This window comes from Dyella sp., assembly GCF_051954575.1.
Lineage (GTDB): Bacteria > Pseudomonadota > Gammaproteobacteria > Xanthomonadales > Rhodanobacteraceae > Dyella_B.
In genome coordinates this window covers 24,932-51,261 of the sequence record NZ_JBQCHP010000030.1, presented here as the reverse complement: position 1 = coordinate 51,261, position 26,330 = coordinate 24,932, and the positions used below count along the sequence as shown (strand labels likewise).

At 62.1% G+C, this 26,330-nt stretch carries 25 protein-coding genes, 1 pseudogene and 1 other annotated feature; of the genes and pseudogenes, 19 read left to right on the top strand and 7 right to left on the bottom strand.

Annotation, left to right across the window (positions count from 1 at the left end):
• Positions 1-1,074, top strand: a pseudogene (locus ACTHNE_RS04385) (IS3 family transposase); the annotation flags it as partial.
• Positions 133-249: a sequence feature (AL1L pseudoknot), on the top strand. (Overlaps the previous pseudogene by 117 nt.)
• Positions 1,075-2,084: 1,010 nt before the next feature.
• On the opposite strand, the gene ACTHNE_RS04380 reads toward ACTHNE_RS04385, so the two are convergent.
• From ACTHNE_RS04380 to ACTHNE_RS04370, 3 genes are all read right to left on the bottom strand, one after another.
• A complete protein-coding gene (locus ACTHNE_RS04380) occupies positions 2,085-4,241 on the bottom strand; it encodes a peptidase domain-containing ABC transporter (RefSeq protein WP_324943614.1) in 2,157 nt (718 codons plus the stop codon).
• Positions 4,234-5,502, bottom strand: coding sequence for an HlyD family efflux transporter periplasmic adaptor subunit (locus tag ACTHNE_RS04375; RefSeq protein WP_324943617.1), 1,269 nt, complete (start codon positions 5,500-5,502; stop codon positions 4,234-4,236). The genes ACTHNE_RS04380 and ACTHNE_RS04375 overlap by 8 nt, the downstream gene beginning before the upstream one ends.
• 145 nt (positions 5,503-5,647) lie before the next feature.
• Positions 5,648-6,013, bottom strand: coding sequence for a hypothetical protein (locus tag ACTHNE_RS04370; RefSeq protein ID WP_324943621.1), 366 nt, complete (start codon positions 6,011-6,013; stop codon positions 5,648-5,650).
• 304 nt (positions 6,014-6,317) lie between these two features.
• Between ACTHNE_RS04370 and ACTHNE_RS04365 the strand changes: the two genes are divergently transcribed.
• The 4 genes from ACTHNE_RS04365 to ACTHNE_RS04350 all read left to right on the top strand — a co-directional run bounded on the left by ACTHNE_RS04365 (position 6,318) and on the right by ACTHNE_RS04350 (position 10,336).
• Complete coding sequence (locus tag ACTHNE_RS04365) at positions 6,318-8,543, top strand: NADP-dependent isocitrate dehydrogenase (protein WP_440268644.1); 2,226 nt, start codon at positions 6,318-6,320, stop codon at positions 8,541-8,543.
• A gap of 117 nt (positions 8,544-8,660) precedes the next feature.
• Positions 8,661-8,963: a type II toxin-antitoxin system RelB/DinJ family antitoxin gene (locus ACTHNE_RS04360; RefSeq protein WP_324943627.1), complete on the top strand. Its 303-nt coding sequence runs from the start codon at positions 8,661-8,663 to the stop codon at positions 8,961-8,963.
• Positions 8,964-8,966: 3 nt separating this feature from the next.
• Positions 8,967-9,296, top strand: coding sequence for a type II toxin-antitoxin system RelE/ParE family toxin (locus ACTHNE_RS04355; protein WP_440268643.1), 330 nt, complete (start codon positions 8,967-8,969; stop codon positions 9,294-9,296).
• Between the two features lie 2 nt (positions 9,297-9,298).
• Complete coding sequence (locus tag ACTHNE_RS04350; RefSeq protein WP_324943630.1) at positions 9,299-10,336, top strand: TraB/GumN family protein; 1,038 nt, start codon at positions 9,299-9,301, stop codon at positions 10,334-10,336.
• A gap of 6 nt (positions 10,337-10,342) precedes the next feature.
• Here ACTHNE_RS04350 and ACTHNE_RS04345 read toward each other — a convergent pair whose 3' ends face one another.
• Positions 10,343-11,293, bottom strand: a complete 951-nt coding sequence (locus tag ACTHNE_RS04345) for an aldo/keto reductase (RefSeq protein WP_440268642.1) — start codon at positions 11,291-11,293, stop codon at positions 10,343-10,345.
• A 347-nt stretch (positions 11,294-11,640) separates the two neighbouring features.
• On the bottom strand, positions 11,641-11,820 hold the full coding sequence (locus tag ACTHNE_RS04340) for a hypothetical protein (protein ID WP_324942654.1): 180 nt from the start codon (positions 11,818-11,820) through the stop codon (positions 11,641-11,643).
• A 100-nt stretch (positions 11,821-11,920) separates the two neighbouring features.
• Between ACTHNE_RS04340 and ACTHNE_RS04335 the strand changes: the two genes are divergently transcribed.
• Positions 11,921-12,838: a LysR substrate-binding domain-containing protein gene (locus ACTHNE_RS04335; protein WP_324942658.1), complete on the top strand. Its 918-nt coding sequence runs from the start codon at positions 11,921-11,923 to the stop codon at positions 12,836-12,838.
• A 6-nt stretch (positions 12,839-12,844) separates the two neighbouring features.
• Here the strand turns inward: ACTHNE_RS04335 and ACTHNE_RS04330 are convergent, their stop codons facing one another.
• Positions 12,845-13,687 carry an energy transducer TonB gene (locus ACTHNE_RS04330; RefSeq protein WP_324942661.1) on the bottom strand — a complete coding sequence of 281 codons (843 nt, stop codon included), beginning with the start codon at positions 13,685-13,687 and terminating at the stop codon, positions 12,845-12,847.
• 171 nt (positions 13,688-13,858) lie between these two features.
• On the opposite strand from ACTHNE_RS04330, the gene ACTHNE_RS04325 reads away from it, so the two are divergent.
• From ACTHNE_RS04325 to ACTHNE_RS04315, 3 genes are all read left to right on the top strand, one after another.
• A complete protein-coding gene (locus ACTHNE_RS04325; RefSeq protein WP_324942663.1) occupies positions 13,859-14,521 on the top strand; it encodes an NYN domain-containing protein in 663 nt (220 codons plus the stop codon).
• Between the two features lie 202 nt (positions 14,522-14,723).
• The gene (locus ACTHNE_RS04320) at positions 14,724-15,635 is read left to right on the top strand and encodes a class I SAM-dependent methyltransferase (RefSeq protein WP_324942666.1); all 912 of its coding nucleotides are present in this window, start codon (positions 14,724-14,726) and stop codon (positions 15,633-15,635) included.
• A gap of 109 nt (positions 15,636-15,744) precedes the next feature.
• Positions 15,745-16,278 carry a pseudouridine synthase gene (locus ACTHNE_RS04315; protein WP_324942669.1) on the top strand — a complete coding sequence of 178 codons (534 nt, stop codon included), beginning with the start codon at positions 15,745-15,747 and terminating at the stop codon, positions 16,276-16,278.
• Positions 16,279-16,309: 31 nt separating this feature from the next.
• Here the strand turns inward: ACTHNE_RS04315 and ACTHNE_RS04310 are convergent, their stop codons facing one another.
• Positions 16,310-17,095, bottom strand: a complete 786-nt coding sequence (locus tag ACTHNE_RS04310; RefSeq protein ID WP_324942673.1) for a TatD family hydrolase — start codon at positions 17,093-17,095, stop codon at positions 16,310-16,312.
• A 233-nt stretch (positions 17,096-17,328) separates the two neighbouring features.
• On the opposite strand from ACTHNE_RS04310, the gene gspE reads away from it, so the two are divergent.
• The 10 genes from gspE to ACTHNE_RS04260 all read left to right on the top strand — a co-directional run bounded on the left by gspE (position 17,329) and on the right by ACTHNE_RS04260 (position 26,330).
• Positions 17,329-19,062: a type II secretion system ATPase GspE gene (gene gspE, locus ACTHNE_RS04305; protein ID WP_414649740.1), complete on the top strand. Its 1,734-nt coding sequence runs from the start codon at positions 17,329-17,331 to the stop codon at positions 19,060-19,062.
• 159 nt (positions 19,063-19,221) lie between these two features.
• Complete coding sequence (gene gspF, locus ACTHNE_RS04300; RefSeq protein ID WP_324942676.1) at positions 19,222-20,439, top strand: type II secretion system inner membrane protein GspF; 1,218 nt, start codon at positions 19,222-19,224, stop codon at positions 20,437-20,439.
• A gap of 60 nt (positions 20,440-20,499) precedes the next feature.
• Positions 20,500-20,940, top strand: coding sequence for a type II secretion system major pseudopilin GspG (gspG, locus tag ACTHNE_RS04295; protein ID WP_324942679.1), 441 nt, complete (start codon positions 20,500-20,502; stop codon positions 20,938-20,940).
• Between the two features lie 65 nt (positions 20,941-21,005).
• A complete protein-coding gene (locus ACTHNE_RS04290; RefSeq protein WP_440268641.1) occupies positions 21,006-21,470 on the top strand; it encodes a GspH/FimT family pseudopilin in 465 nt (154 codons plus the stop codon).
• A 98-nt stretch (positions 21,471-21,568) separates the two neighbouring features.
• Complete coding sequence (locus tag ACTHNE_RS04285; RefSeq protein ID WP_440268640.1) at positions 21,569-22,039, top strand: type IV pilus modification PilV family protein; 471 nt, start codon at positions 21,569-21,571, stop codon at positions 22,037-22,039.
• Positions 22,039-22,788, top strand: a complete 750-nt coding sequence (locus ACTHNE_RS04280; RefSeq protein WP_440268639.1) for a prepilin-type N-terminal cleavage/methylation domain-containing protein — start codon at positions 22,039-22,041, stop codon at positions 22,786-22,788. Before ACTHNE_RS04285 ends, ACTHNE_RS04280 begins: the two co-directional genes overlap by 1 nt.
• Positions 22,785-23,771, top strand: coding sequence for a general secretion pathway protein GspK (locus ACTHNE_RS04275; protein ID WP_440268638.1), 987 nt, complete (start codon positions 22,785-22,787; stop codon positions 23,769-23,771). The genes ACTHNE_RS04280 and ACTHNE_RS04275 overlap by 4 nt, the downstream gene beginning before the upstream one ends.
• Positions 23,768-24,931 carry a PilN domain-containing protein gene (locus tag ACTHNE_RS04270; RefSeq protein WP_324942691.1) on the top strand — a complete coding sequence of 388 codons (1,164 nt, stop codon included), beginning with the start codon at positions 23,768-23,770 and terminating at the stop codon, positions 24,929-24,931. Before ACTHNE_RS04275 ends, ACTHNE_RS04270 begins: the two co-directional genes overlap by 4 nt.
• An 11-nt stretch (positions 24,932-24,942) precedes the next feature.
• Positions 24,943-25,587 (top strand): type II secretion system protein GspM, encoded by a 645-nt coding sequence (gspM, locus tag ACTHNE_RS04265; RefSeq protein ID WP_440268637.1) that lies wholly within the window; start codon positions 24,943-24,945, stop codon positions 25,585-25,587.
• On the top strand, positions 25,584-26,330 hold the full coding sequence (locus ACTHNE_RS04260; RefSeq protein ID WP_324942697.1) for a hypothetical protein: 747 nt from the start codon (positions 25,584-25,586) through the stop codon (positions 26,328-26,330). The genes gspM and ACTHNE_RS04260 overlap by 4 nt, the downstream gene beginning before the upstream one ends.

The window sequence follows — 26,330 nt, the reverse complement described above, 5'->3', positions numbered from 1 at the left end:
CTGGGTACGCAGGGCGCAGGTCGATGCCAAGGAGCGTGAAGGCCTGACCACCAGCGACCGTGAGCGTATGAAGGCGCTGGAGCGCGAGGTCCGGGAGCTGCGCCAAGCCAACGAGATTCTGCGCAAGGCCTCCGCGTATTTTGCCCAGGCGGAGCTCGACCGCCGATCCAAACCATGATCGCCTTCATCGACGATCACCGCGCCGTCTACGGAGTCGAGCCGATCTGCCATGTGTTGCCGATTGCTCCGTCGACCTATTACCGTCACGTGGCCGAACGCCAGCGTCCTGATGAGCGTTCGGCGCGCGCCAAGCGTGATGAAGATCTGTCACTCGCCATCCAGCGTATCTGGGCCGAACACTTCCAGGTCTATGGCATTCGCAAAGTGTGGCGCCAACTCCAGCGCGAAGGCGTGACGGTGGCTCGCTGCACCGTCGAGCGGCTGATGCGCCGCCTTGGCCTGCGTGGTGTGATCCGTGGCCGCGTGGTGCGCACCACGTTTAGCGACAAATCCACGCCATCGCCGCTGGATCGGGTCAATCGGCAGTTCCGCGCCGACCGTCCGAATCAACTGTGGGTCAGTGACTTTACCTATGTGTCGACGTGGCAGGGCTTCGTCTACGTGGCCTTTGTGATCGACGTCTACGCGCGTCGTATCGTCGGTTGGCGCGTGTCGCGCACGGCTCACACGGACTTCGTGCTGGACGCGCTGGAGCAAGCGCTGTGTGACCGACGACCGACCCGACAGGCGTTGATTCATCATTCCGATCGCGGCTCGCAATACGTCAGCATTCGCTATACCGAACGACTGGTCGAGGCGGGCATTGAGCCGTCGGTCGGCAGCGTGGGCGATTCTTACGACAACGCGTTGGCTGAAACCATCAACGGGCTGTACAAGGCCGAAGTGATTCACCGTCGAGCTTGGCCACGCATGGAAGATGTGGAACTGGCTACGCTGGCGTGGGTGGACTGGTATAACCATCGACGTTTGCTTTCGTCGATCGGTTACCGCACACCGGCGCAAGCCGAAGCCGATTACTATCAACCACAGAGCGCGCTGCCCGAAGCGGCGTGACTCAAATCAAACAGCCTCCGGCAAACCCGGGGCGGTTCAGTTTCTGTACAACGCTCGCGCCAAGATCACGCGCTGCTTCTATCCACCTGATAGTGTCGAACCCATGTCACCTACGAGGCTGATAGCCCATCGGTATTGCCATGATGTCGTTGTGAATCACCGCCATGCGGGCTGCAGTTTCGATCTCCAATACAAACCGCCGTGAAGAGGTCTGAGCGGGATATGGCCATCACAAACATGAGTAGCGAAAAGATGGTCAAGAAAAACACATGTGGCGGACGGCCGAGCAGCCAGCCTGACGAAAGAAGGCCAGGTAATTTCTGCATCACGTATAATAGGTAAGATAATCATAGAAATTTCTGTGTGTTTTTATTATTTACTGACGGGTTTTATGCTTTGCTGTGTTGATAACTATGATAAGCGACATGCCCGAAAGGGCTACCGGAAAGAATGTTCCAAGCGCCTTTGTTATAAAGGTTGTTGTTAAGCTAATTCCAGCGATATACCTGATTTCAAGAAGTACTAAGGCACACGGTATGAGCCATAATGACAGGAATATTTTTAAATGCCATGCGATGGATTTTTGACGACAAGACATAACTCTAATCCTGGGTATAAGGTTTTTATCAAAGTGTATCAGGGGCAGAGCCCCTGATACTCGACACCTCAAATGCTCTATAGCCTCACTCCTTGGGTTGGCAAGCGCTGCCCTGTAATGCCACTGCACCAGATCCCGCGCCAAGAAGTGAGGCGCCTAGGACCGCTCCGAGTCCGGCAGTCACAGGAGCCGCGGGGCCTCCGACGGCGGCGCCGATGAGAGCCCCAACTGCCCCGCCAATGGCTGCGCCAAATCCTCCGGCGGCTAGCGCACCGTTTGCGCATGTGCTGGGGTCGGCGATCATCAATCCGCCGTTGACCTGTTGGACTTCCTGCATGATCAGTTCTTTCATTACATTTCTCCCAACTAGCACCAGAGATATCTGCCGCCCTGGCTTCGGCCCTGTCTAGATCTACTCAACGAGATCCTCGACAAACCTGACCTGTTGTTGTTCCATGATCGCCACTTTGTCGGCTGCTGTGACCGTTTCGGATCGATGCGCAATCACAAGACGCGTAATGCTGAGTCGCCTCACACAAGTATTCACCATGTACTCGCGCTCGATATCCAGATGACTCGTTGCCTCATCCAGCACAAGAAATTGTGGGCGGCGGTAGAGCGCGCGGGCTAGAATTATTCGCTGTTTTTGTCCGCCAGATAGACTGGATCCCATATCGCCAACAAGGGTTTGATAACCCATTGGCATCGCCATAATGTCGTCGTGAACGGCAGCCATCCGAGCAGCGGATTCGGTGCGGGCGGATGTTACTTCGCGGTCAAAGAAGCAGATGTTGTCTGTGATGGAGCCTGCGAAGAGCTGATCGTCTTGCATAACAGCACCGATCGATTGCCGATAGGTGTCGAGTCCCAGATTGCGAATATCGATGCCTCCGAATAACACCTCGCCCTCGATCGGCTCCAGAAGGCCAAGGATGATCTTTGCAAGGGTGCTTTTACCGCAGCCGCTGGGGCCGGTGAGTGCTACAGATTCACCTTTTTTGATGGACAGGTTGCAGTTCTTGAGAACCCACGGTTCGCCCTCGGCATAGCGGAAGCTGACGTTACGCAATTCGATGCTCGCCTCTAGCGGTGGGTCGCGCCAGGGCGATTTAACAGTACTCTCCGGTGCTGTCAGCGCAATGTCCGCGACTCGCTCCGCATGCAACTTCAGCATGCGAAAGTCCACCCACTTGTCGATTAATCCGGCCGACCGCGTCGTAAATTGATCCGCGTAGGCGATAAACGCAATCAGCATGCCGGCAGAGAAGTCATTGCTCAGTGCCAGCTTTGCTGCGATCCATATCAAGGCTACTCGGCCGACACCAAACATCAACTGATTGCTCAGTGTGAAGACGATACCAAGGCGTTGGATGGTGATATCGCGGTTGGTGGTCGCCACCGTGGCATTGGCATAGCGGGACAAGCGTTCATCCTGCTTGTTCGCCAGTTTGATCGGCATGGCGCCGCGAATGGATTCCAGTAGCTCGCTTTGCTGGCGAGCGGCGTAGACGATCTGTTCCTCGTTGGCGCGGCGAAGCGGGTTGAAGAATATCCAGCGGGTGATGCCGTATAGGGCAAATAGCCCAACGACCAGCAAGGTTAGCCACACACTGTAAAACGCCATCACGACGAGCGTGACGATCGACATCAGGCCATCCAGCAGCGAGCCTATGAACTGCGTGGTCAACGTCTTCTGGATGGCCTGCATCGAACCGAAGCGCGAGACTACATCGCCAACGTGGCGCTTTTCGTACCAGTCCAACGGCAACCGCATCAGGTGTGCGAACAGATTGCTTGCCCATTGCAGATTTAATGTGGCCCCCAGCCACATCACAGCCCACGAACGCGCAGCAGTAACCAGCGCCGAAAAGATGGTGATGCCCAAGAAGCCCAGGCCCAGGAGGGTAAGCAGATCACGATCCGCCGATACCAATACTTGGTCCAGCACCCATTGCAGGTAGAACGGGCCAGCCAATACGAACGTTTCGAGCGCCAGGGATAGCAAAAGGATTTGCGCCATGGCTGGCATCAAACCCCGAACGCGGCCAGCGAGGGCGCGCAACGACACCCTCTGCCGTTCACTGACCGGTGCGAAATCACTGCCTGGTGTTAGCTCCAGTGCGACACCGGTGAAATGATCGGATGCTTCACGCAGGCTGAGTTTGCGAATGCCTTGCGCGGGGTCGTATATGACGACACCGTCGCGCTTGGCACGTTTCAAAACGACAAAGTGATTGAAGTTCCAATGCAGCAGGCAAGGTGTGCGTAATTGGCCTAGATGGTCGAGCGTGAGCTTCAAGGGGCGGCAGGCGAAGCCCAACTGATTGCCCATCCCCATCACATGGGAAAGCGTTACCCCCTTGAGCGACGTCGAGAAACGACGACGCAAACCGGGAAGGTCCACGTCGTGGCCGTGGTAGCTCGCAATCATGGCAAGGCAAGCCAGTGCGCACTCCGCGGTTTCCGTTTGCAATATCATCGGTAGCCGGCGCGACCAGCCAAGTTGCAAACGATCTTGAATGCTTCGCTTGCGAGGCGATGAGCCTTGCTGAGGTGCTCCGTCAGCCATGCGCCCCTCCCAACAGGTGATGCGCCATGCCGTAAAGTGGCTCGAACACCCATTCGAGCAGTGTGCGCCTTTCCATCAGGATGTCGGCATCGACGGTCATGCCCGGCTTTACCGGTTCCGGCTTGCCATAGGCCAGAATGTGCTGGCTATCGAGCGTTACTTGCACGCGGTATAGCGGCTCCTTGGGTTGCTGCTCGACAAGCGCCTGCACTTCCGAGGCGGACAAGGCGCTGCGTGAAATATCGGCGACCTTTCCATAGTGCTGGCCGAACTTTTGATAAGGGAATGCGGCGTAACGCAGCACTACCTGGTTACCGGGCTCGATAAAACCCACAGCGCGCGAAGGCACCAGCAATTGGGCTTGCAAAGTCGAGCCAGCGGGCAGCAGCGATAGTGTGGATTGCCCGGCCGCCACCATCTGGCCTTCTTTGAAAAGCACGGTGGATACAATGCCGTCGCGCGGGGCGCGGATCACCACAGCGCGTTGCGCTTCGTTCTGGGCTGCGGAGCCGCTGATTTCAGCTAATTGCCGCTCGATATCATTGCGCTTGGTGGCTGCATCAAGCGGAAGCTGCGTCAACTGTTGCTGTGTCGCATCCAGTTCCTGACGAATCTCCAGCTGCTGCCTCAGCAACGTCTTGTGTTGCGTTTGTGCGTTATAAGCTGTTGTTTGTTGCTGCTGCAATTGAAGGGCGGAAACATAGCCCTTCGATCCCAGGGGGCGAATGCGCTCAAGCAACTGTTGGGCGCTGTCGGCTTGTTCTTTTTGAATGGCAAGCTGACCGGCGATCTGCTCCAACTGGGCGCGCAGAAGGGCAGACTTGTCACGTAGCGCGTCCGCCTGTTGCGCAGTTAACTGCGCCTTAGTTTGCAGGTCCGCCTGTAAACGAAGCCTTTGCACTTCCAGTTGCTGGCCGACCAACGCATGCGTGCTGCCCAGCTTGGCGCTATCTTGCTCGCCGGAAATTTCGATCAGCGGATCGCCTTGCTTTACGGTCTGGCCATCACGTACCCATACGCGATTGACCAGGCCGGCTGCAGTGGCATGGAGGTTGAGCAATCCTTCGCTGGGCACCAGCTGGCCAGTAACGGCCTCGCGGCGGGTATAGTGGCCGAACACCAGAAACAGTATCAAAGCTGTCGCGAAGGATATGGCCAATAAAGTCCATGCCCAACGCGAAAGCGGTGTGGCGACAAGAATAGTGCCTAGCCATTCTTGTCTTCTTGCCTCCAATGCTTCCTGCCGAAATAGCGTTGACATGGATCGTCCCTCCTGGACGCATCCTGATATCGCTTTGAGGAAGTTGAAACTGGCGCGGTGCTGGGCTGGTTGTCAGGCTATTCCCAATAGAGCGACCTTCGATGCCTTCGATCGACGAGATGCGCTGGCCCAATACGCGAGGAACTCAGGAGCGCAACATTGCTTCCGAATGCGCGAGGCTGCCGCAAATGGCTTGCAGGCGCGTGAGCAACATTTCGCGATAGGCAGCCACTTCGGAAAGCGGATGGCCCACGCCCCGCAATTGGGCGCAACGCAAAGCGGCCTGATAGGCGAGCATGGGGCCGGGCAGTTCCGAACGCTTATGTCCATCGCCCTGCCACAGCACGGCCACCCAGCCTTCTTCCAGCTCGTGATCCGATTCGTCCACCGGCATGTACAAGGTGCCGTCCGCCAGCGACAGGGCGCAGTCGTGGCCGTCGGCGAACTGGAAGGTATACAGCGGCGTCAGTTCGGCGATGAAATCGACGATGCGTTGGCTCAATCCGGCCATGCGAATCCCCCAGGGGATGAAAGGCGGCGAATGGTAGCGGCAAGCTCCTGGCACATGTGAGATGCCGGCGGCAATCCCGTGCATCGTAACCACCGGCGCGGATGCAGGCCATAGGGCTGCGCTCGGCTTTCGCCGGCTCCCGGAAAACGCGACAATGGGCGACTTTCAAGGATCCTGCCGCCACTGCGGTGGTTGATTTCGGCGGATCCGACGCCACTAGCGTGGGGCGCGTCGCATGTCTCGTCTTTGGGCTTACGGCGTTTCTTCCATGCACACGCCGTAGCCAACAGAGGTTGCCCGACCCATGTCCCAGACGCCGAAGATCATCTACACGCTGACGGATGAAGCCCCGTACCTTGCCACCCAGTCCCTGCTGCCCATCGTCAAGGCGTATACCGCCACCGCCGGCATCGGGGTGGAAACGCGCGACATCTCGCTGGCCGGACGCATCCTGGCGCAGTTCTCGGACACCCTCAAAGACGGCCAGAAGGTTTCCGACGACCTCACCGAGCTCGGCCAGCTGGCCACCGCGCCGGAGGCCAACATCATCAAGCTGCCGAACATCAGCGCGTCGATGCCGCAGCTGAAGGCCGCGATCAAGGAACTGCAATCGCAAGGTTACGCACTGCCGGACTATCCGGAAGATCCAAAGGATGTGAGCGACTGGAATATCCGCGCGCGCTACGACAAGGTGAAGGGCAGTGCGGTGAACCCGGTGCTGCGCGAAGGCAATTCCGATCGCCGCGCGCCGCTTTCGGTGAAGAACTACGCACGCAAGCATCCGCACAAGATGGGTGCCTGGAGCGGCGATTCGAAGACGCACGTGGCGCACATGAGCGGCGGCGATTTCTACGGCAGCGAGAAATCCGTCACCGTCGAGCACGCCACCGTCGCCAAGATCGAATGGATCGGCAATGACGGCAGCAACACCGTGCTCAAGGAAAAGACCAACCTCACTGCCGGCGAAATCATCGATGCGGCCGTGATGAGCAAGAAAGCGCTGGCCAGCTTCATCGACGCGCAGATCGAGGATGCGAAAAGCCAGGGCGTGCTGTTCTCGCTGCACCTGAAGGCCACCATGATGAAGGTGTCCGATCCGATCATGTTCGGCCAGGTCGTCAACGAGTTCTACAAGGACGTGCTTACCAAGCACGCGGACACGCTCAAGAGCATCGGTTTCAATCCGAACAACGGCATTGGCGATCTGTATGCGCGCATCGGCGCGCTGCCGGCCGACCAGCAGGCGCAGATCAAGGCCGACGTGGAGGCCGAGTACGCCAAGCGTCCCGCGCTGGCGATGGTCAATTCCGACAAGGGCATCACCAACCTGCACGTGCCCAGCGACGTGATCGTCGATGCCTCGATGCCGGCGATGATCCGCGACTCCGGCAAGATGTGGAACACCGAAGGCAAGTTGCAGGACACCAAGGCGGTGATTCCCGATCGCAGCTACGCCGGCGTGTACCAGGCCGTAATCGAGGACTGCAAGGCAAACGGCGCGTACGATCCCACCACCATGGGCAGCGTGCCGAACGTGGGCCTGATGGCGCAGGCGGCCGAGGAATACGGTTCGCACGACAAGACCTTCCAGATCGCCGGCGACGGCGTGGTGCGCGTCACCGACGCCGACGGCAAGCTGCTGCTGGAACACGCAGTGGAAGCCGGCGACATCTGGCGCATGTGCCAGACCAAGGATGCACCGGTGCAGGACTGGGTGAAGCTCGCCGTCACCCGCGCGCGCCTGAGCAACACGCCGGCCGTGTTCTGGCTGGATGCGAACCGCGCGCACGATGCGCAGATCATCAAGAAGGTCGAGCGCTACCTGAAGGATCACGACCTCAGCGGCCTGGACATCCGCACGCTGTCGCCGGTAGAAGCTACCAAATTTTCGCTGGCGCGCATCCGCAAGGGCCAGGACACCATTTCGGTTACCGGCAACGTACTGCGCGACTACCTCACCGACCTGTTCCCGATCATGGAGCTGGGCACCAGCGCGAAGATGCTTTCCATCGTGCCGCTGATGGCCGGTGGCGGCCTGTTCGAAACCGGCGCCGGCGGCTCCGCGCCCAAGCACGTGCAGCAGTTCCTGGAAGAAAACTGCCTGCGCTGGGATTCGCTGGGCGAGTTCCTCGCGCTGGCTGCCTCGCTCGATCACTTGAGCAACCGCTACGACAATGCCGCGGCCGGCGTGCTGGCCAAGACCCTGGACCAGGCCAACGGCAAGTTCCTCGACAACAACAAGTCGCCGGCCCGCAAAGTGGGCGAACTCGACAACCGCGGCAGCCATTTCTATCTGGCGTTGTATTGGGCGCAAGCCTTGGCCGAGCAGAACGACGATGCCGCACTCAAGGCCAAGTTCGCGCCGCTTGCCAAGGCGCTGACCGACAACGAAGCGAAGATCGTCGCCGAACTCAACGGCGCGCAGGGTAAGCCGGTAGATATCCACGGCTACTACCACCCGGATCTGTCCCTGGTGAGCAAGGCGATGCGGCCGAGCGAGACGTTCAATCAGGCCTTGGCGGCGTTGTAAGCCTTTCCATCCGCTGTGTATCGGACGGGGCCTTCGGGCCCCGTTTTCGTTTTCGGCCCGACTGCGCGTGTCATGCATTTGCATTACACTGTGAAGGTCTTCCGCCGGAGAACCGCGATGGCCGCCAACGCCCTCGTACAGACACGTATCGACGCTGACATAAAGGAACGCGCCGCTGCGGTCCTGGACAGCATGGGGCTGACCGTTTCCGATGCTGTCCGCATCCTGCTTACCCGCGTGGCCAGGGAGGGTGCATTGCCCTTTGCGTTTGCTGCCGACCCTGCGGTCCACGATGCGTGGTTTCGCGCCAAGGTCCATGAAGCCTTGAACGATCCGCGTCCTGCCATACCCGATACGGACGTGGAAGCGCATTTTGCGAAGCGCCGAAAGGCGGCATTGAGAAAAAGCCGCAAGGAATGATGCGTGAAACTCGAATGGACGCATCTTGCCTTGACGGATCGTGACAGGCTTTTTGATTACATTGAGGCGGAGCATCCCGATGCTGCCGTCATGCTCGACGAGCGCCTGCTCAAGCAAACCAAGCAGCTCAAGCAGTTTCCTGAAAGCGGTCGGCCGGGTAGGGTGGCCGGTACAAGGGAGTTGGTCGTGCAGCGAACGCCTTACATCGTCGTTTACCAGGTTGCCGCCGATACGGTGCTGATTTTGCGCGTGTTGCACGAAGCGCAGCAGTGGCCCATGGATGCGGCGCAGATGCGTGCGTTCGATCTCGATGCAGACCTGCGGGAGCCCTGATCGTGCGCATCGTAATGATCGTAGGAGTGCTGTCATTCGTCTTGGCGACGCCAGCGTGGTCGCAATCGACGCCCGCTCCAACCAGCAGCGCGCCCAGCGCGGTGGCCGCCAAAGCGCCGTTGCTTTCCCCCGTCACCGTCACCGGCGAGCAACCGGGGCCTGGTTTGTGGAAGGTGAGCAAGGGCGATCACGTGATGTGGGTGCTCGGCACGGTCACGCCCTTGCCGAAGAACATGCAATGGCGCTCCGCGGAAGTGGAGCAGACGATCGCGCATTCGCAGGAGCTGCTTGAAGCACCCTCGGCGGAAGTGAAGGTGGACGCCGGCTTTTTCGGCAAGCTCGTGTTGCTGCCGTCGGTTTACAGCGCGCGCAAGAATCCCGATGGCGCCAGCCTGCAGCAGATTCTGCCGCCCGGCATCTATGCGCGCTGGCAGGCGGTGAAGCCGCCGTATTTCGGCAGCGATCGCGGCATCGAATACTGGCGGCCGATCCTGGTGGCGCTGAAGTTGTACCAGAAAGCGCTGGACAAGGCCGGGCTCACCAATCGCAACGACATCAACAAACTGGTGTTCAAGCTGGCCGCGCGGCACGACATCAAGCGCATCCCGGTGAAATACCGCTTGGTGGTGGAGCATCCGCGCGAGGCGCTGGACACCATCAAGCAGACCCAGTTGCACGACATCAGCTGCTTCAACCAGACGCTCGATACGGTGCAGAACGGCATGGGCATGCTGACCGAGCGCGCCAATGCCTGGTCGACCGGCGATATCCAAGGGCTGCGTAATCTGGCCGTGAGCGACCGTCACCAATCCTGCTTGATCGCCGTGATCAACGCCGATTTTGCCGAGCAGCTCGGCTTGCACGATCTGCCCCGGCGAATGGAGCAGGCGTGGCTGGATGCAGCGGAAGCGGCGCTGATCCGCAATACGCAGACCTTCGCCGTGTTGCCGATGGAACAGGTACTGTCGCCGGATGGTTGGCTGGCTCGCCTCAAGGCGCTTGGTTATACGGTGCGAGCGCCAGACGAGGAGGACGATTGAGCCCGCTCAGAACGCCGCGCTGGCCTCGTTCAACGCGGCAATTTCATCCTGCGCAAGCGTCAACGTCGCCGCGCCGGTCAGTTCGCGCAACTGCTCGACGGATGTGGCGCTGGCAATCGGCGCGGTAATACCAGGTCGCGCCATCAGCCAGGCCAGTGCGACTTGCGACGGCGTTGCCTTGTGCGCGGCGGCCACCTCGTCCAGCGCGGCCAGCACTTTCAAGCCTTGCGGCGTCAGGTACTTCTTTACCGAGCCGCCGCGTGCGCGACTCTTGGCAAGATCGCCCTCGCTGCGGTATTTGCCGCTGAGGAAGCCGCTGGCCAGCGCGTAGTAATTGATCACGCCGATGTCTTCCCGGCGCGCGAGCGGTTCCAGTTCGCGTTCGTAGACCGCGCGGCTGACCAGGTTGTATTCCGGTTGCAGGCTTTCGTAGCGGGGCAGGTTGTGTTCTTGCGAAATCTTCAATGCCTCGGCGAACCGATCGGCGCCATAGTTGGAAGCGCCGATCACGCGCACCTTGCCTTCCTCGATCAGTTTCGCGAACGCGCCCAGGGTTTCGCTGAGCGGCACGCTGGCGTCGTCCTCGTGCGCCTGGTAGAGGTCGATGCGGTCGGTTTGCAGGCGCTGCAGGGAACCTTCCACCGCCTGGCGGATGTTCAGCGGCGAGAGGCCGCGATGTTCCACCCACTTGGCCACCTTGGTGGCGATCAGCACCTTGTCGCGCTTGCCGCTGCGCTTGAGCCACTTGCCGATGATGGTTTCCGATTCGCCGCCGCGGTTGCCCGGCGCCCACGCCGAGTAGACGTCGGCGGTGTCGATCAGGTTGAAGCCGGCGTCGACGAAGGCGTCGAGCAGCTCGAACGAGCGCGGCTCATCCGTGCTCCAGCCGAACACGTTGCCGCCGAAGGCGAGCGGGGCGATGGAAAGCGTGGAACGGCCCAGTTGGCGCAGTTGCATGAACGACGGTCCTCGGCAGGGGGCAATGCCTGTCGATATGGGTGCGCGCCGGCCTTAAGGCAACACTGAATAAGTATTGCCGTCGTCACCAGCCCTGTCTGTTCGCAGGCCGCAGGGCCGTCGGCGAAGGCAGACTGGCGCATCGTCGAGACGGGTACCTGCGGCATGCGGACAGACAGGGCTGGCCCCAACCGATTGAATTGAAAATGATGGGGTGATGCCTGGAAGGCCCGCAGGCTGCGCCGCGCGGCTTGGCAAGACAGCCAGTCTTCCCTGCGCCACGCACCACACCCTGCGAGCCTTCCAGGCATCATGACGACGGCGATACTTATTCAGTGTTGCCTTAATCAAGCGCAGCGGGCGGGTGTGTCCTGTGCGTTGGACGGCAACGGCAGTTTCGCGACATCCACCTCGACTTTTGGTGGTTCCGTTGCGCAGGCGGGCGATGGCGCATCGACGTGCCAGCTCAGGTTGGACGGCGTGATATGGCCGTGAAGGAACAGCAGATCGACCCATGGCGAACGCATGGCGGCGAGTTCCGATGGAGTGGGAATGTGCACAAAGTATCGGCGTAGACCTGCAAGAAAAAGCGATATATTCGCAAGACAGCGTTGAAGGGTATTCAACATGAGCCGGGTTCCGCTCAGTCTTCTGCAACAATTCGTGCAAGTGGCGCGCTTGGGCAATCTCTCGCGCGCCGCCGAGCAGGCAAACCTCACCGTCAGCGCGCTGAGCCATCAGATGCGCCAGTTGGAAGAGCGCCTGGAGCGGCGCCTGTTCGAGCGCGGTCCACGCGGCGTGACCTTGACCGTGGAAGGCTGCAGCCTGCTCGAAGCGGTGGGCGAGCATTTCGATGGCATCGAACATGCGCTGTCGCGTTATCGCCAGCGGCGCCACGATGCGCTGACGGTGAGCGCCAGCCCCGGCATCATCTCCAGCTGGCTGATGCCACGCTTGCCGCGCCTGCTGGCTACGCATCCGGAGCTGGAACTCAACCTGCAGTCCAGCAACCTGCTGGTGAACTTCGAGCGCGAAGCGGTGGACGCCGCGGTGCGTTACGGCAAGGGCGAGTGGGAAGGCCTGCGCAGCGAATACCTGTTCGGCGAATGGATCGCGCCGGTCGCCGCGCCGTCGCTGATCGAGCGCATGGCCGGCGCCGACCCGCTCGATCTTGCGCAGTGGCCGTTGATCGGCGATCCCAATCGCGCCAACCGCTGGATCGACTGGTTCGCGCATTACGGCGGCGAACCGCCGCAACGCTACGTGGCGCACGTGGATACGATCGATGCGCTACGCCAGGCGGCGCTGGAAGGCCTGGGCGTTGCGCTGGGGCGCATGGTCACCACCAAGTCGTGGATCGACGCCGGCCGGCTGGTAGTGCTGGGTGATCGCTACCTGCCGGTGCCGGAGGCGTATCACCTGGTCTATCCGCCACGCTCGGAAGACCATCGCGGCATGGTGACCTTTCGCGCGTGGTTGCATGAAGAGGCCAAGGCGTATTGCCGGCAGATGCCGCAGCCGCAGCGGGATGAGGCTGCGGCGTAGCGAGATTCAGGCGCCGCCAAGCGCGGTCATCAACGTCATTGGCTGATCCGTTGACGAGATGCTGCCTTCGGGAATGGCATCGGACGAGGCCTGCAGCGGCTTGTTCCGCTGCCACGGTATCCATTCGTGCGGACCGGGAATGTAGGGTTCCCACTTGCCGTAGGTATCTCTTGACGTGCCTTGCGTGTGCAAATTGAATTGCACCGGTACGCGCACATCCCAGTAGGGATCCAGTACGTGCTTGCCGGTGGTGGGCAGGTTGTACGTCCAGTGCTTGGCCGCATCCAGCGCCGCGTCGCCAAGCACCGAGCGGAAATGGCGCATCTGTGAATCGCGTCCGTAGACGCCCAGGTTCACTTGCTCCACCGCAACGTCCTGCACCTGGCCCTGGCGGTTGACGCGCATCAGCAGAAACACCGTGCCGTCCACGCGCGACTGGACCGCCTCTTGCGGATAACGAGGTGGCTGGCGGTCCTTGTACGTCACGTGATCGGTTGCGGTGGCATTCGTATCGCCGAAGCTGGCGCTGCTGATGCGCAGCGTGTCGTTTTTATCGTCGGTCGGCTTGGCGACGATGCGCAAACGCATCGTCGCGTGCTGGATGGCATTCACATGTTCGGCGAACTGGAATTTCCAGCCGGGCACGCTGTTCTTCACGAGATCGACGACGGAAGCAGGGATTTTTTCGGGCCGGTCCAGCGCGTAGCTGTAGACACCGCCATCGGGCGCCACGTCGATGGTGCCCGTGACCAGCATGGTGGCTTCGGCGGTCTTGCGTATATCACTGGTGCCTGCCCATGCCACGCAGGTGGACAGTGTGCAAAGCGCTGCTGCAATCCAACCTTTCATGACTGTCTCCTTGTCAGGTGCGGCGAGTATAGCGGCCCGAATGGACGCCCACACGCTCACGCGCCAGCAGAGGGTTGCTGCGTTCTACACTTATCGTAAACTGTTGATCGCCGACCATTATCGATTCGGCGATGACATCCCTTCTTTCGTGGCACCCATAAGGATTCGCTAATGCCAGGTACCGCCATCCTCGTCGACGGCGCTTTTTTTCTTGCCCGCTATCGCAAAGTGTGGGGCGATCGCGACGCCAATGATGCGCGCACCGTCGCCAAGACACTGTTCGGCATGGCGCTGGAACATCTCAAGGCACTGGATCGTCCGCGCGAGGCGCTTTATCGCATCTTCTTCTACGATTGCCCGCCGCTGGAAAAAGTGCTGATCAAGCCGATCAGCGGCGAGAGCGTCGATTACTCGCGCACCGGCGCCGCCGTCTTCCGCCGCGACCTGCACGATCAGCTGCGCCGCCAGCGCAAGATGGCGCTGCGGCTGGGGCGGCTTTCCGATCGCGGCGAATGGAAGCTGCGCCACCAGGCGTATCAGCAGTTGCGCGAGGAATCGCTGTATTGGGACGAGCTGTCCGACGAGCACTTCGAGCCGGACATGCGCCAGACGCAGGTCGACATGAAGATCGGCATCGACATCGCCGCGCTGGCCTACAAGAAGCAGGTGGACCAGATCATCCTGGTGGCCGGCGATGCGGATTTCATTCCCGCCGCCAAGCTGGCCCGCTACGAGGGCATCGATTTCATCCTCGATCCGATGTGGCAGGGCATCGCGCCGGATCTGCACGAGCATATCGATGGCTTGCAGTCGGTCTGTCCGCGGCCGTTTTGAGCGGGACAGGGATTGAGGGAATAGAGTAGGGAATTGGGAGGGCGGGATCGCTGCTGTTATCGCATCTTCGCGTTCAGTATTCCCTATTCTCCCCATCCCTATTCCTGGCGCCCCGTGCGCGATTCGTAAACTAATCGTAAAATGTCCACGCTCGCTGTACGGGGTTTACGGCAGGCTTGTCGCCCATCTACGAGGAATCGTCATGAGATCCAGGTTCGTCTTCGGATTTTCCGTTGCCCTGTTGCTTGCGGCCGGCGTGGCCCAGGCGCAACAGGCATCGCAGGATCAGCCTGCAGGCGACCTGGTGCCGCCGACCAGCGCCAGCGATTTCACCGCCGGCCAGCTGGATGCGGTGCTGGCCGGCTCCTGGCGTTCGGAACACAACAAGGCGCGCGACGTCTACCGCCATCCCAAGGCCACGCTGCAGTTCTTTGGCCTGCAGCCGGACAAGACGGTGATCGAGATCACCCCTGGCGGCGGCTGGTATACCGAAATCCTGGCGCCGCTGCTGCGCGACAATGGCCACTACATTGCCGCGATATCCGGCGGCAACGGCGGTGAAGACAAGCAGGATGCCGATGCGTTGCGAGCCAAGTTCAAGGCCGACCCCAACCAATACGACAAGGCCTCCATCGTCGTGTTCAACCCCAAGACGCCGATATTCGGGCCGCTCGGTTCGGCCGACATGGTGCTGACCTTCCGCAACGTGCACAACTGGACCATGGCCGGCAACGCCGAAGCGATGTTCAAGGCGTTCTATGCCGTGCTCAAGACTGGCGGCACGCTGGGCGTGGTCGATCATCGCGCGGCGCCGGGCACCAGCCTGGATGCGGCCAAGAACAGCGGTTACTTGCCCACCGATTACGTGATCAAGCTTGCCACCGATGCCGGCTTCAAGCTCGATGGCCAGAGCGAGATCAACGCTAATCCCAAGGACACCAAGAACTATCCCAAGGGCGTGTGGACGCTGCCGCCGACCTTGACGCTGGGCGACAAGGACCGCGACAAATACCTGGCCATCGGCGAATCCGATCGCATGACGCTGCGGTTCGTAAAAACCGGCGTCAACAAGGCGCCCGCGATGCCGGCGCCGACCTCGACCGTCCGTCATTGATTGAGCCCGTAAGCCGGGTCTCGCGTGTAGGTTGGGGTGCAAACCCCAACATCGCCATGCACATATCCATCGGAGTGTTGGGGTTTGCACACCAACCTACGCAGGCACCATGCTTCTTGCGCTGAACAAGCCCTTCGGTGTGCTGTGCCAGTTCACCAGCAGCGACGGGCGTCCCACGCTGGCCGACTACGTGCGGCAGAAAGATGTCTATCCCGCCGGCCGCCTGGATCACGACAGCGAAGGCCTGCTGTTGCTCACCGACGATGGCGCGTTGGCGCACCGCCTGACCGATCCGAAGCACAAGCAGCCGAAAACCTACTTGGTGCAGATGGACGGTGCGATCACTGACGAGGCCGTGCAGGCATTGAGCCGCGGCGTAAGCTTGAATGACGGCCCGACCTTGCCTGCCATCGCCGAGCATGCGCAGGAACCGGCGTGGCTGTGGCCGCGCGATCCGCCGGTGCGTTTTCGCAAGAGCATTCCTACCAGCTGGTTGTCGATCACGCTGCGCGAAGGACGCAATCGCCAGGTGCGCCGCATGACCGCGGCGGTGGGATTTCCGACGTTGCGCCTGATCCGCGTGCGCATCGGCGATTACGCCCTGGATGGCCTGCTGCCCGGCGAGACACGCGTGTTACGGTAGGTTGGAGTGCAAACTCCAACGTATGCACGGCCTACAAACCAAAAAACGCCTGCGCTGCCGCCGTGCTGTTCGCCGCCGTCACGTCCGCCGACTCACCACGGTCGCGCGCAATCTCCTCGCAGATGTGCTTCAGGTACATCGGTTCGTTGCGCCGATGGCTGGGTTGCGGCCGCACGCTGCGCGGCAGGAGGTAGGGCGCGTCGGTCTCGATCAGCAGGCGGTCGGCGGGAATCTCGCGCACGAACTCACGCAGATGCGTGCCGCGCCGCTCGTCGCAGATCCAGCCGGTGATGCCGATGTGGCAATCCAGTGCCAAGTAGTCGTGCAGCGCCTCGCGCGTGTCGGTGAAGCAATGCACGACCGCCGCCGGCACCTTGTCCCGATAGCGCTTGAGCAAGGCGAGAAAATCGTGATGCGCATCGCGCTGATGCAGGAACAACGGCTTGCCCACATCCGCGGCAATTTGCAGCTGGCGCTCGAACACCTGCAACTGCACCTCTCGCGGCGAGTAATTGCGGTTGTAGTCCAGTCCTGTTTCGCCCACCGCGCGCACTTGCGCATGGTTTGCCAGTACGCGCAGATGCGTGTCGGTTAAATCGTTGTAATCGACCGCGTGATGCGGATGCACCCCTGCCGTGGCGAACAGTTTGCCGGGATGGGCGCGGGCCAGCTCCAGGGCGTGATCGCTACCGCTATGTGACGCGCCCGTGACGATCATTTGAACCACCCCGTGCGCCCAGGCGCGTTCCAGCACGGCATCGAAGTCGTGCCGAAACGATTCGTGGGTGAGATTGGCCCCGATGTCGACAAGCTGCATGGCAAAGCGAACCTTATCAAAAGGTCGATTGTCTCATTCGCATCCGGCCCGATCCATGCTGCATGCGCGTTACGCTTTCGCGTGAACAGGTGATCACTACGCGATAGCCGCTACGATGCGAGGCTCGCCAGCCGCTTCGTGGATGTGTTACCAATGGGATTCGCCTCTTCGACGCGTAGGGACGCCGGGCGGGCGGGACTATCCGAAAGCAGTATGACCAACGGGGTGGAACCATGTCGGCAGCCTTGAAGCCGGCGTCCATAGGGACGATGCAAGCCACGGAAGACCACGAGGCGGCGGTATGCGCGCTGCTTGTTGCACGTGGACGCCTGAAGGACAACGATCTGGCACGCGCCAAGCGCCTGCACGAAGAGGCGCCGGAAGGCACGCTCACGGCACTGTTGGCCAGGCTGGGCCTGGTGTCCGAGCGCGATCTGGCCGAGGCCTGGGCCGAACGCCTGCACGCACCGCTGCTGGCCGCGCGCGACGCGCCGGACATGCCGCCGGCCGATCTGGATGTATCCGTGCGCTTTCTCAAGCAGCAGCACGTGGTGCCGGTGCGTGTGGGTGAAGACGGCATCGCCCTGGTCGTGGCCGATCCGGCCGACCCCTATCCCTTGCATGCGCTGCAGCTGGCATCGGGCAAGCCGGTGGCGATGTGCATCGGCCTGCGCTCGGAAATCGACGACCTGATCGAGCGCTACTACGGCCAGGGCCGTTCCGCGATGGGCACCATCGTGGAAAACCTCGACGGCAGCGGCGCCGAAGAAGAAGACGTGGAGCACCTGCGCGACCTGGCCTCCGAAGCGCCAGTGATCCGCCTGGTGAACTTGATCCTGCAGCGCGCGGTGGAACAGCGCGCCTCCGATGTGCACATCGAGCCGTTCGAAAATCGCCTGAAAGTACGCTACCGCATCGACGGCGTGCTGCACGAAGTGGAAGCGCCGCCGTCCAGCTCTACCGCGGCGGTGATCAGCCGCGTGAAGATCATGGCCAAGCTCAACATTGCCGAGCGCCGCCTGCCGCAGGACGGTCGCATCCAGTTGCGCGTGCAGGGCAAGGAATTGGACCTGCGTGTTTCCACCGTACCGACCAGCTTCGGCGAATCGGTGGTGATGCGTATTCTCGATCGCGAAACGGTGGTGTTCGATTTCGCCTCGCTGGGTTTCACCGACAGCTTCCAGCAGCGGTTCATCGATGTGCTGGAACGTCCGCATGGCATCCTGCTCGTCACCGGCCCGACCGGTTCGGGTAAAACCACCACGCTGTATACGGCGCTGTCGAAGATCAATACGCCGGGCGTAAAGATCATCACCGTCGAAGACCCGGTGGAGTACCAGCTCGAGGGCATCAACCAGATCCAGGTGAAGCCGCAGATCGGGCTGGATTTCGCCAACGCGCTGCGCTCGATCATGCGCCAGGATCCGGACGTGATCATGATCGGCGAAATGCGCGACCTGGAAACCTGCCGCATCGCGATCCAGTCTGCGCTCACCGGTCACCTGGTGTTGTCCACGCTGCATACCAACAGCGCCTCCGGCGGTGTGACGCGCCTGCTCGACATGGGCGTGGAAGACTACCTGCTCGGTTCCACCGTCAACGGCATCCTCGCGCAGCGCCTGGTACGCCGGCTCGATCCGGAAACCGCCATTGCGTATGAAGCGCCACCGGAAGTGGTGAAGGAATTCGAGCTGGAGAAATACACCAACGAGCGCCCGATCCGCTTGTGGAAGCCCGGCACCAGCACGGCCAATCCCACCGGCTATCGTGGGCGTCGCGCAATCATGGAATTCCTGGTGATGAGCGACGCACTGCGCCGCCTGGTGATGCAGCGTGCCGACGCCAGCGTGATCGAGCGCCAGGCGCGCGCCGAAGGCATGCGCACCATGTATGAGGACGGGATCGCCAAGGCGGTGGCGGGCATCACCACCATCGAGGAGGTGTTGCGTGTCACGCAGGAGGGCTAAGCGCCCCGAACTGTTACGACTTGCTCCCTCCCCTACGGGCAATAGGGGAGGGTTGGGGTGGGGTGAAGGCCACACTCTTGCGATGAATTCGTGCCGTGCGGCCAGCTCGCGCACCCCCCTCCCGACCTCCCCCTGCAAGCAGGGGGAGGAGCTTGAACCATGAGTCAATTCCGCTACCGCGCCGTCAGCGCCTCCGGCGAAATCGTGCAAGGCGAAATGGAGGCCGCCAGCCTCGATGAAGTGATCGTGCGCCTGCAGGATCAAGGCCACACGCCGCTGGAAGCCAAGCCGGCCGATGCCGCCGGTAGCGGCGGCGGTTTTGCGGGGTTTCTCAAGCGCGGCCCGTTCAGTGGTGACCAGCTGGCGCAGTTCACGCATCAGCTCGCCACGCTGCTGGGCGCGGGGCAGCCGCTGGATCGCGCGCTCGGTATCCTGATGGACCTGCCCGAAGGCGAGCATGCCAAGAAACTGATCGAACGCGTGCGCGATCGCGTGCGCGGGGGCACGCCCTTGTCGCAGGCGATGGATGAAGAGCATGGCGTGTTTCCCAAGCTCTACATCGCGCTGGTGCGCGCGGGTGAAGTCGGCGGTTCGCTCGAAGACACGCTGCGGCGGCTGGCCGATTACCTCGAGCGCACGCAGGAGCTGCGCGGCAGCATCATCAACGCGCTGATTTATCCGGCGTTCCTGATGGTCGGCGTGTTCGGTTCGCTGCTGTTGCTGCTCACCTATGTGGTGCCGCAGTTCGTGCCGATCTTCCAGGACATGCAGGTACCGATTCCGCTCATCACCCGCGCGGTGCTGGCGCTCGGCACCACCTTGCAGGATTGGTGGTGGCTGATCGTGGCGATCATCGTCGGCGGCATCTTCGTATGGCGCTCGCGCATGCGCGATCCGGCACAGCGCCTGGCCTGGCACGAGCGTCTGCTGAAGATGCGCGTGGTCGGCCCGCTCGTATTGAAAGTGGAAACCGCGCGTCTTGCGCGCACGCTCGGCACGCTGGTGAAGAACGGCGTGCCGCTGCTGTCGGCATTGAGCATTGCGCGCATGGTCACCTCCAATCGCGCGCTGGACGAATCGCTGCTGCAGGCCACCGACATGGTCAAGGGCGGCAATGGCCTGAGCCTCGCGCTGGGGCAATCGCAGCGTTTTCCGCGCCTGGCCATCCAGATGGTGCAGGTGGGCGAAGAGGCCGGGCAGCTCGACACCATGCTGCTCAAGGTCGCCGATACGTTCGAAATGGAAAGCCGGCGCGCCATCGATCGCCTGCTGGCCGCGCTGGTACCCACGCTTACCATTGTGATGACGTTCTTCGTGGCCATCATCATGGCGGCGATCCTGCTGCCGCTGCTCAGCCTTACCAGCAACATCCAGTGACCGGCGTTGTCCCAAACTCATCGTTTTCTATTGCACGCCTCGAAACGGAGAAACCAACCTATGCAGTACAGATACCCGCGAACCCGGCAACTGCGCCATTCCCGCCGCAGCGCCGGTTTCACCCTGCTGGAAATGCTGGCGGTGATCGTGCTGATCGGCATCGTCGGCGCCATCGTGGTGCGCCAGGTCGGCAGCAGCGTAGACAAGGGCAAGTACGGCGCCGGCAAAGCCCAGCTCACCACCCTGAGCCAGGCGATCGATTCGTATGCGCTGGACAACGGCTCTCCGCCCGGGCAGTTGCCCGACCTGGTCAACAAGCCTTCCAACGCCACCAATTGGCAGGGGCCTTATGTAAAGCCTTCGCAGCTCAAGGACCCCTGGGGCCATGATTTTGGCTACACGTACCCTGGCCAGCATGGCAATTACGACCTGGTGTTTTACGGTCGCGATGGCCGGCCGGGTGGCGAGGGGTATGACGCGGATGTTGGAAACTGGCAGTAATGAAGCGGTGTGAATCGTCAATCGCCAATCGTCCATCGGGAGCGCTGCATGGCGGTGCTCCACGGTTGGCGTTTCACGGTTCACGCCAGCACGGTTTCACCTTGCTGGAAATGCTCGCCGTCATCATCCTGATCGGCATCGCGGCGACGGCGGTATCGATCTCGGTGGCGCATGGCCTGGCCAGTGCACGCATCAATGCCGCCGCCGGCGAGCTTGCGGCATCGTTGCGCACCACGCGCACGCAGGCGATCGTGAAGGGCCAGCAGAGCGTGTTCGAGGTGGATACGCGCGGCGAGCTGTATCGCGGCGCGGACAAGCGCGACATGAAATTGCCCAAGGGCCTGCAGCTTTCCGTCACCAGCGCCGCCAGCGATCAAACCCGCGGCGAGATCGCACGCATTCGTTTCTTCCCCGATGGCAGCTCCACCGGCGGACGCATCACGCTACGCAGCGGCCAGCGTGAATGGCATGTCAACGTATCGTGGCTCACCGGCGCCATCACCATCTTCGACACGGCCAAGCACTCGTGAACGTGTCGACGAGGGGACTGCTGGACTTTGGATGGCCGGGCTGCAAATCCGCCTACGCGGTCCATATGTCCATCACCTCGCCGGGCCATAGAACCACTATGGACCGGCGAGGCGCCGAACATCTGTCCTCGCGTAGTCAGATTTTCGCCTCGACCATCAAAGCCCAGCAGACCCCTAGCCACGCACGCGGCTTCAGCCTGCTGGAGGTGATCGCCGCCGTCATGCTGCTGGCGATCGCCTTCGCCGCGTTGATGGAAGTGGCAGGCGGTTCGATCCGTCTTTCGCAAAAGTCCTCCGATTACACGCAAGCCGCGTTGTGGGCACGCTCCAAGCTCGATTCCAGTTTCGTGCTGGAGCAGATCCAGCCCGGCGCGACGCAAGGCAGTTTCGACAATCGTTTCCGCTGGCGCATGCAGGTTACGCCGTGGGACGTGCCGAACACCTCGCCGGCCGGCACGCCGTATGCGTTCCATATGTATAAGCTCAATCTGGAGGTGATCTGGGGTACCGCGCCGTTCGAGCATACGGCGCGTTTCAGCACGTTGCGGATCGGGAGCAGTGCGCCGTGATGCGCGGCCAGCACATCGTTGCATGCCTTGCAGCAGGTTTCCCGCAGCGGGCGGAAACCTCGCACGCTTCACGCATCGCTGCGTCCCGCCAGCAACAAGGCTTCACCCTGTTCGAAGTGCTAGGCGCCATGGCGCTGCTCGCCTTGCTGTTGCTGGGCGTGTACTCCGGCGTGCGTTCGGCCACGCATACCGTGCAGGCGGGCACGATCAAGATCGAGCAATTGGATGAAGTGCGTTCCGCGCAGCAATTCCTGCGGCGCGAACTGGCGCAGGCGATGGCGCAGTCGATGGGCATGGATGCGAACGGCAACGGCATCTTCTTCGTCGGTACGGCCGATTCGATGCGCTTCGTCGCGCCATTGCCCGGTTATCTCGGGCGCATGGGTCCGCAGCTGATCGAGGTGAAACTGGTCAAGGGTGAACACGGCAAGCAACTGGTGGCGAGCCTGGCCGTGCTGCCGCCCAATGGCGACAAGCCCAAGCCGCTGGGCGAGCCGCAGGTGCTGCTCGACGGCGTGATCGACGGCAGCTTCAGCTACCGCGGCGTGAACCAGCAAGGCCAGCCGATGGACTGGCAGAACGATTGGAACACCGCCGCGACCATGCCCAACCTGGTGGTGATCAAGCTGGCGCTCGCCAAGGATCGTCCGTGGCCGATGCTGAGCGTACCGCTGCGCGTGAATGCCGCGGCGCTGCAAGGGCCGGGTAATTTGTTGCGTGGCTTGCGCGGGCCAGGGGTGGGGCCGTGATCGGCGCGAATCGTCAATCGGGAATCGGGAATCGTCAGTGCCGCAGCGTGGCGCTTGCCGGTACGAGCGACCACCGCGTTCGGCTTTTCACCATTCCCGATTCCCGGTTTCCGATTCCCGTTCCGCACCATCAACGCGGCGTCGCCCTCCTGCTGGTGATGTGGGCCTGCACCCTGCTCGCCATCCTGCTTGGCGGCTACGCAATACTTGCGCACACCGAAGGCTTGCAGGCGAATTATCAGTTCCAGCAGGCGCGTGCGCACTACGCGGCCGAGGCCGGCGTGATGCGCGCGATCTACTCACTGCAGGCGCCCAACATCAACGACCGCTGGATCGCCGATGGACGCATCTATCCGATCGAGTTCGATCGCGCCAAGGTCGGCGTGTCCGCCACCGCGGAAAGCGGCAAGGTGGATCTCAACGCCGCCACGCCCGACGTGCTGACCAATTTGCTGCGCAATGCCGGCGCCGACCCCGTGCATGCCAGCCAGATCACCCAGGCGATCGTCGATTGGCGCAGTTTTCCGATCTCGCAACAACAGATATCGCAGCGCAACGCTGCCTATACCGCCGCGGGTCGCGATTACGGTCCGCGCAACGGGCCGTTCGCCAGCGTGGAGGAATTGCAGATGGTGCTGGGCATGACGCCGGAGCTGTACGAGAAAGTGGCGCCGTACGTCACGATCTGGTCGGGTCGGGCCAGTCCGGACCAGAACACCGCACCGCTGCTTGCGTTAGCCTCCATCCCTGGCATGGATTTGCAACGTGCCGCTGCCATCATCGCCGCGCGTCCGGCGGCGGTCGGTGCCGCCGCCACCACGGGGTTGGTCGCCAACAACGGCATCACGCATAGCATTCGGTCCGAGGCCGTGCTGGCCGACGGCACGCGCGCAATCCTGCGCGCCACGGTACGCTTGCAAGGATATCGGCCCGGCGCGCAGGCTTTTGCGGTGCTGCGCTGGCAGGAGGGAGACGGGGAGTGAACGCCGCAACACAGACATTGCGACCGCAACTGGAGCGTGCACGCCGCGCATGGCGCGGTTCGCCCTTGCCCGGTTTCTTCGCCTGGTGGTGGGGAGAGTTGTGCGCGCTGTTTCCGGCGCGCTGGCAGGCGTTCTTCAGCGGCGGCAATGTGTGGTGCCTGCTGCATCACCAGGACGGTCAGTGGTCGGTCAGGCGCAGCGGCCAGTCGCAGGCGTCGGTGCCCTGGAGCGATGCGCTCGATGCGCCCGAACAGCAGGCGCTGTTGAACGCGGCCGTGGCCGATGTGGATCGCCAGGATCTGCGCCTCGCCCTGTGCCTGCCGCAGGAAGCCGTGCTGCGCCGCCGCCTGCTGCTGCCGGAAGCGGCACGCGATAATTTGCGCCAGATCGGCGCCTTCGAAATGGATCGGCAAACGCCGTTCCGCCTCGATCAGGTGTACTACGACCTGCGCGAAGTATCAGGTCCGGCGCCAGATGGCCGCATCGCCGCCGAACTCGTCGTCGCGCCGCGCGCAGCGGTGGACGCCAAGCTCGATCATCTGCGCAGCGCCGGCATTGCGATCGATGCGGTGGACCTGTGCGAAGGCGATGCGCGGCTTGGCGTGAACCTGCTGCCGCCGGAAATGGCACGCGTGCATCGCGATCCGCGGCGCCGGCTCAATCTCGCGCTGGCAGTGGCCGCCGTGCTGTTGCTGGTGCTGTGCCTGGGGCAATACCTGCACAACCGCCAGGAAGCATTGGCTGCAATGCAGACGCAGGTCGACGACATGCGCGCCGATGCGCAGAAAATCGCGCAACTACGCAAGCAACTGGAAGACAGCACTGGCGCGGCCGGCTTCCTGGCCAAGCGCAAGACCGATTCGGTAGCGATCGTCGACGTGCTGCAGGACCTTACCGCGCGCATCCCGGATGACACCTGGCTGGAACGCTTCACGGTGGAAAGCAGCGGCGGGCGCGTGGGTATCCAGGGCCAGAGCGCGAAGGCCGCCTCGCTAATCGACGTGCTACAAAGCAGCAAGCTGCTCACCGGCGCGAATTTCCAGGGCGTGATCCAGCGCGATCCGGCGACCAACAAGGAACGCTTCTACATGGATGCGCAGTTGCGCACGCCTACCGCCAGCAAGCCAGCCGCCAGCAGCAGCGCGGGAGCGGCCAAATGAAAATGAGGCCGATGAAACCCACCGAAAGCCGCATGGCCGCGATCGGCCTGTTGCTGCTGGTGCTGGTGCTGACGTATTTCCTGTTGCTGCATTGGTGGTTCGTGGCGCCGCTGCGCGACATCGACAGCCAGATGGACGATCTGCGCGATACGCAAAGCCGCTATGCCGCTGCCATCGCGCAGAAGCCGCAACTGCTCAAGCGCATCGAAGAACTCGGCCACGCGCAGACCGACAGCAGCACCTTCCTGACCGAGACCGATCCCAATGCGGCCTCCGCGTCCTTGATGCAGCGCGTGGTGGACGATGCCGCCGCGCACGCGCAGGAAGGCAGTTGCGAAGTCAGCCAGAAGATGCCGGTGAACAACCCGGGCACTTCGTCGAGCGATCCGTATCAGAAGGTGGTGGTCAGCATCAGCCTGCATTGCGACATGCAGCCGTTGATGGGCCTGTTGTACACGCTTGAAAAAGGCAAGCCGTATCTGTTCGTGCAGGATTTCAGTGTGTACCGCAATCCGCTGGTGAACACACAGAAGAATGTGGCGCCGCTGGAAGTGCAATTCACGCTGGCCGGTTACGTGCGTGCCTCCGGCAAGCAGGCCGCACCCGCCAATGGGCAGGAACCTAACACGCAGGCGCCGGGAGGGGACGACGAATGAACGCCGCCGCCCAGCGCCGTCTAACCCCCGCTGTGGGTGCCGCCGTGGCCGTGTTCGGCGTGGCGCTGCTTGCGCTGATGTTCGGCGCGGGACGCGGCGTGAGCTGGGACCCGCCGCGCCCGGTGCCGCCCCTGCCGGCCGTGCACGCGGTCAACCTGCCCACGCCGCCGCCGCTGCAAAGCTACGCGCAAACCTGGGAACACCCGCTGTTCAGCGCCGACCGCAAGCCGATCGTCACGCAAAGCGGCGGCAGCGAAGGCGTGAGCCTGGGTGATCTCCAGCTCACCGGCATCATTCTCACGCCCGGCCTGCATATGGCCCTGCTCGGCCCCACCAACAGCAAGGGCGGCGACGAAGACAAGCAGGTGAGCGTGCGCGAAGGGTCCACCTTGCCCGACAGCACCTGGAAGCTGGTCCAGGTACTGCCGCGCTCAGCGATCTTCGCCTCACCCAGCGGACGCACGGAACTGAAGCTGCCGGCCGGTGCTCCGATAGACCAGAAGCAGCCGGTGCCGAACGCGTCGTCACCGCAGGGCGCCATACCGATGAACCAGCCACAGCCGGAAGACGGTGCGGAGCCGGGTCGTCCCGAGCCTGCCCAGAATGGCGTACTCATGCGGCCGGCACCGCCGCCGCCGGTTCGGCCCAACGATGCGCAAGCGGAGCGCTTGCAAAAACTACGAGCTGCCATTCTTAAGCAGCGTTCCCAGCAGCAGCAAACAGGGAATCAGGGAGAACACTGA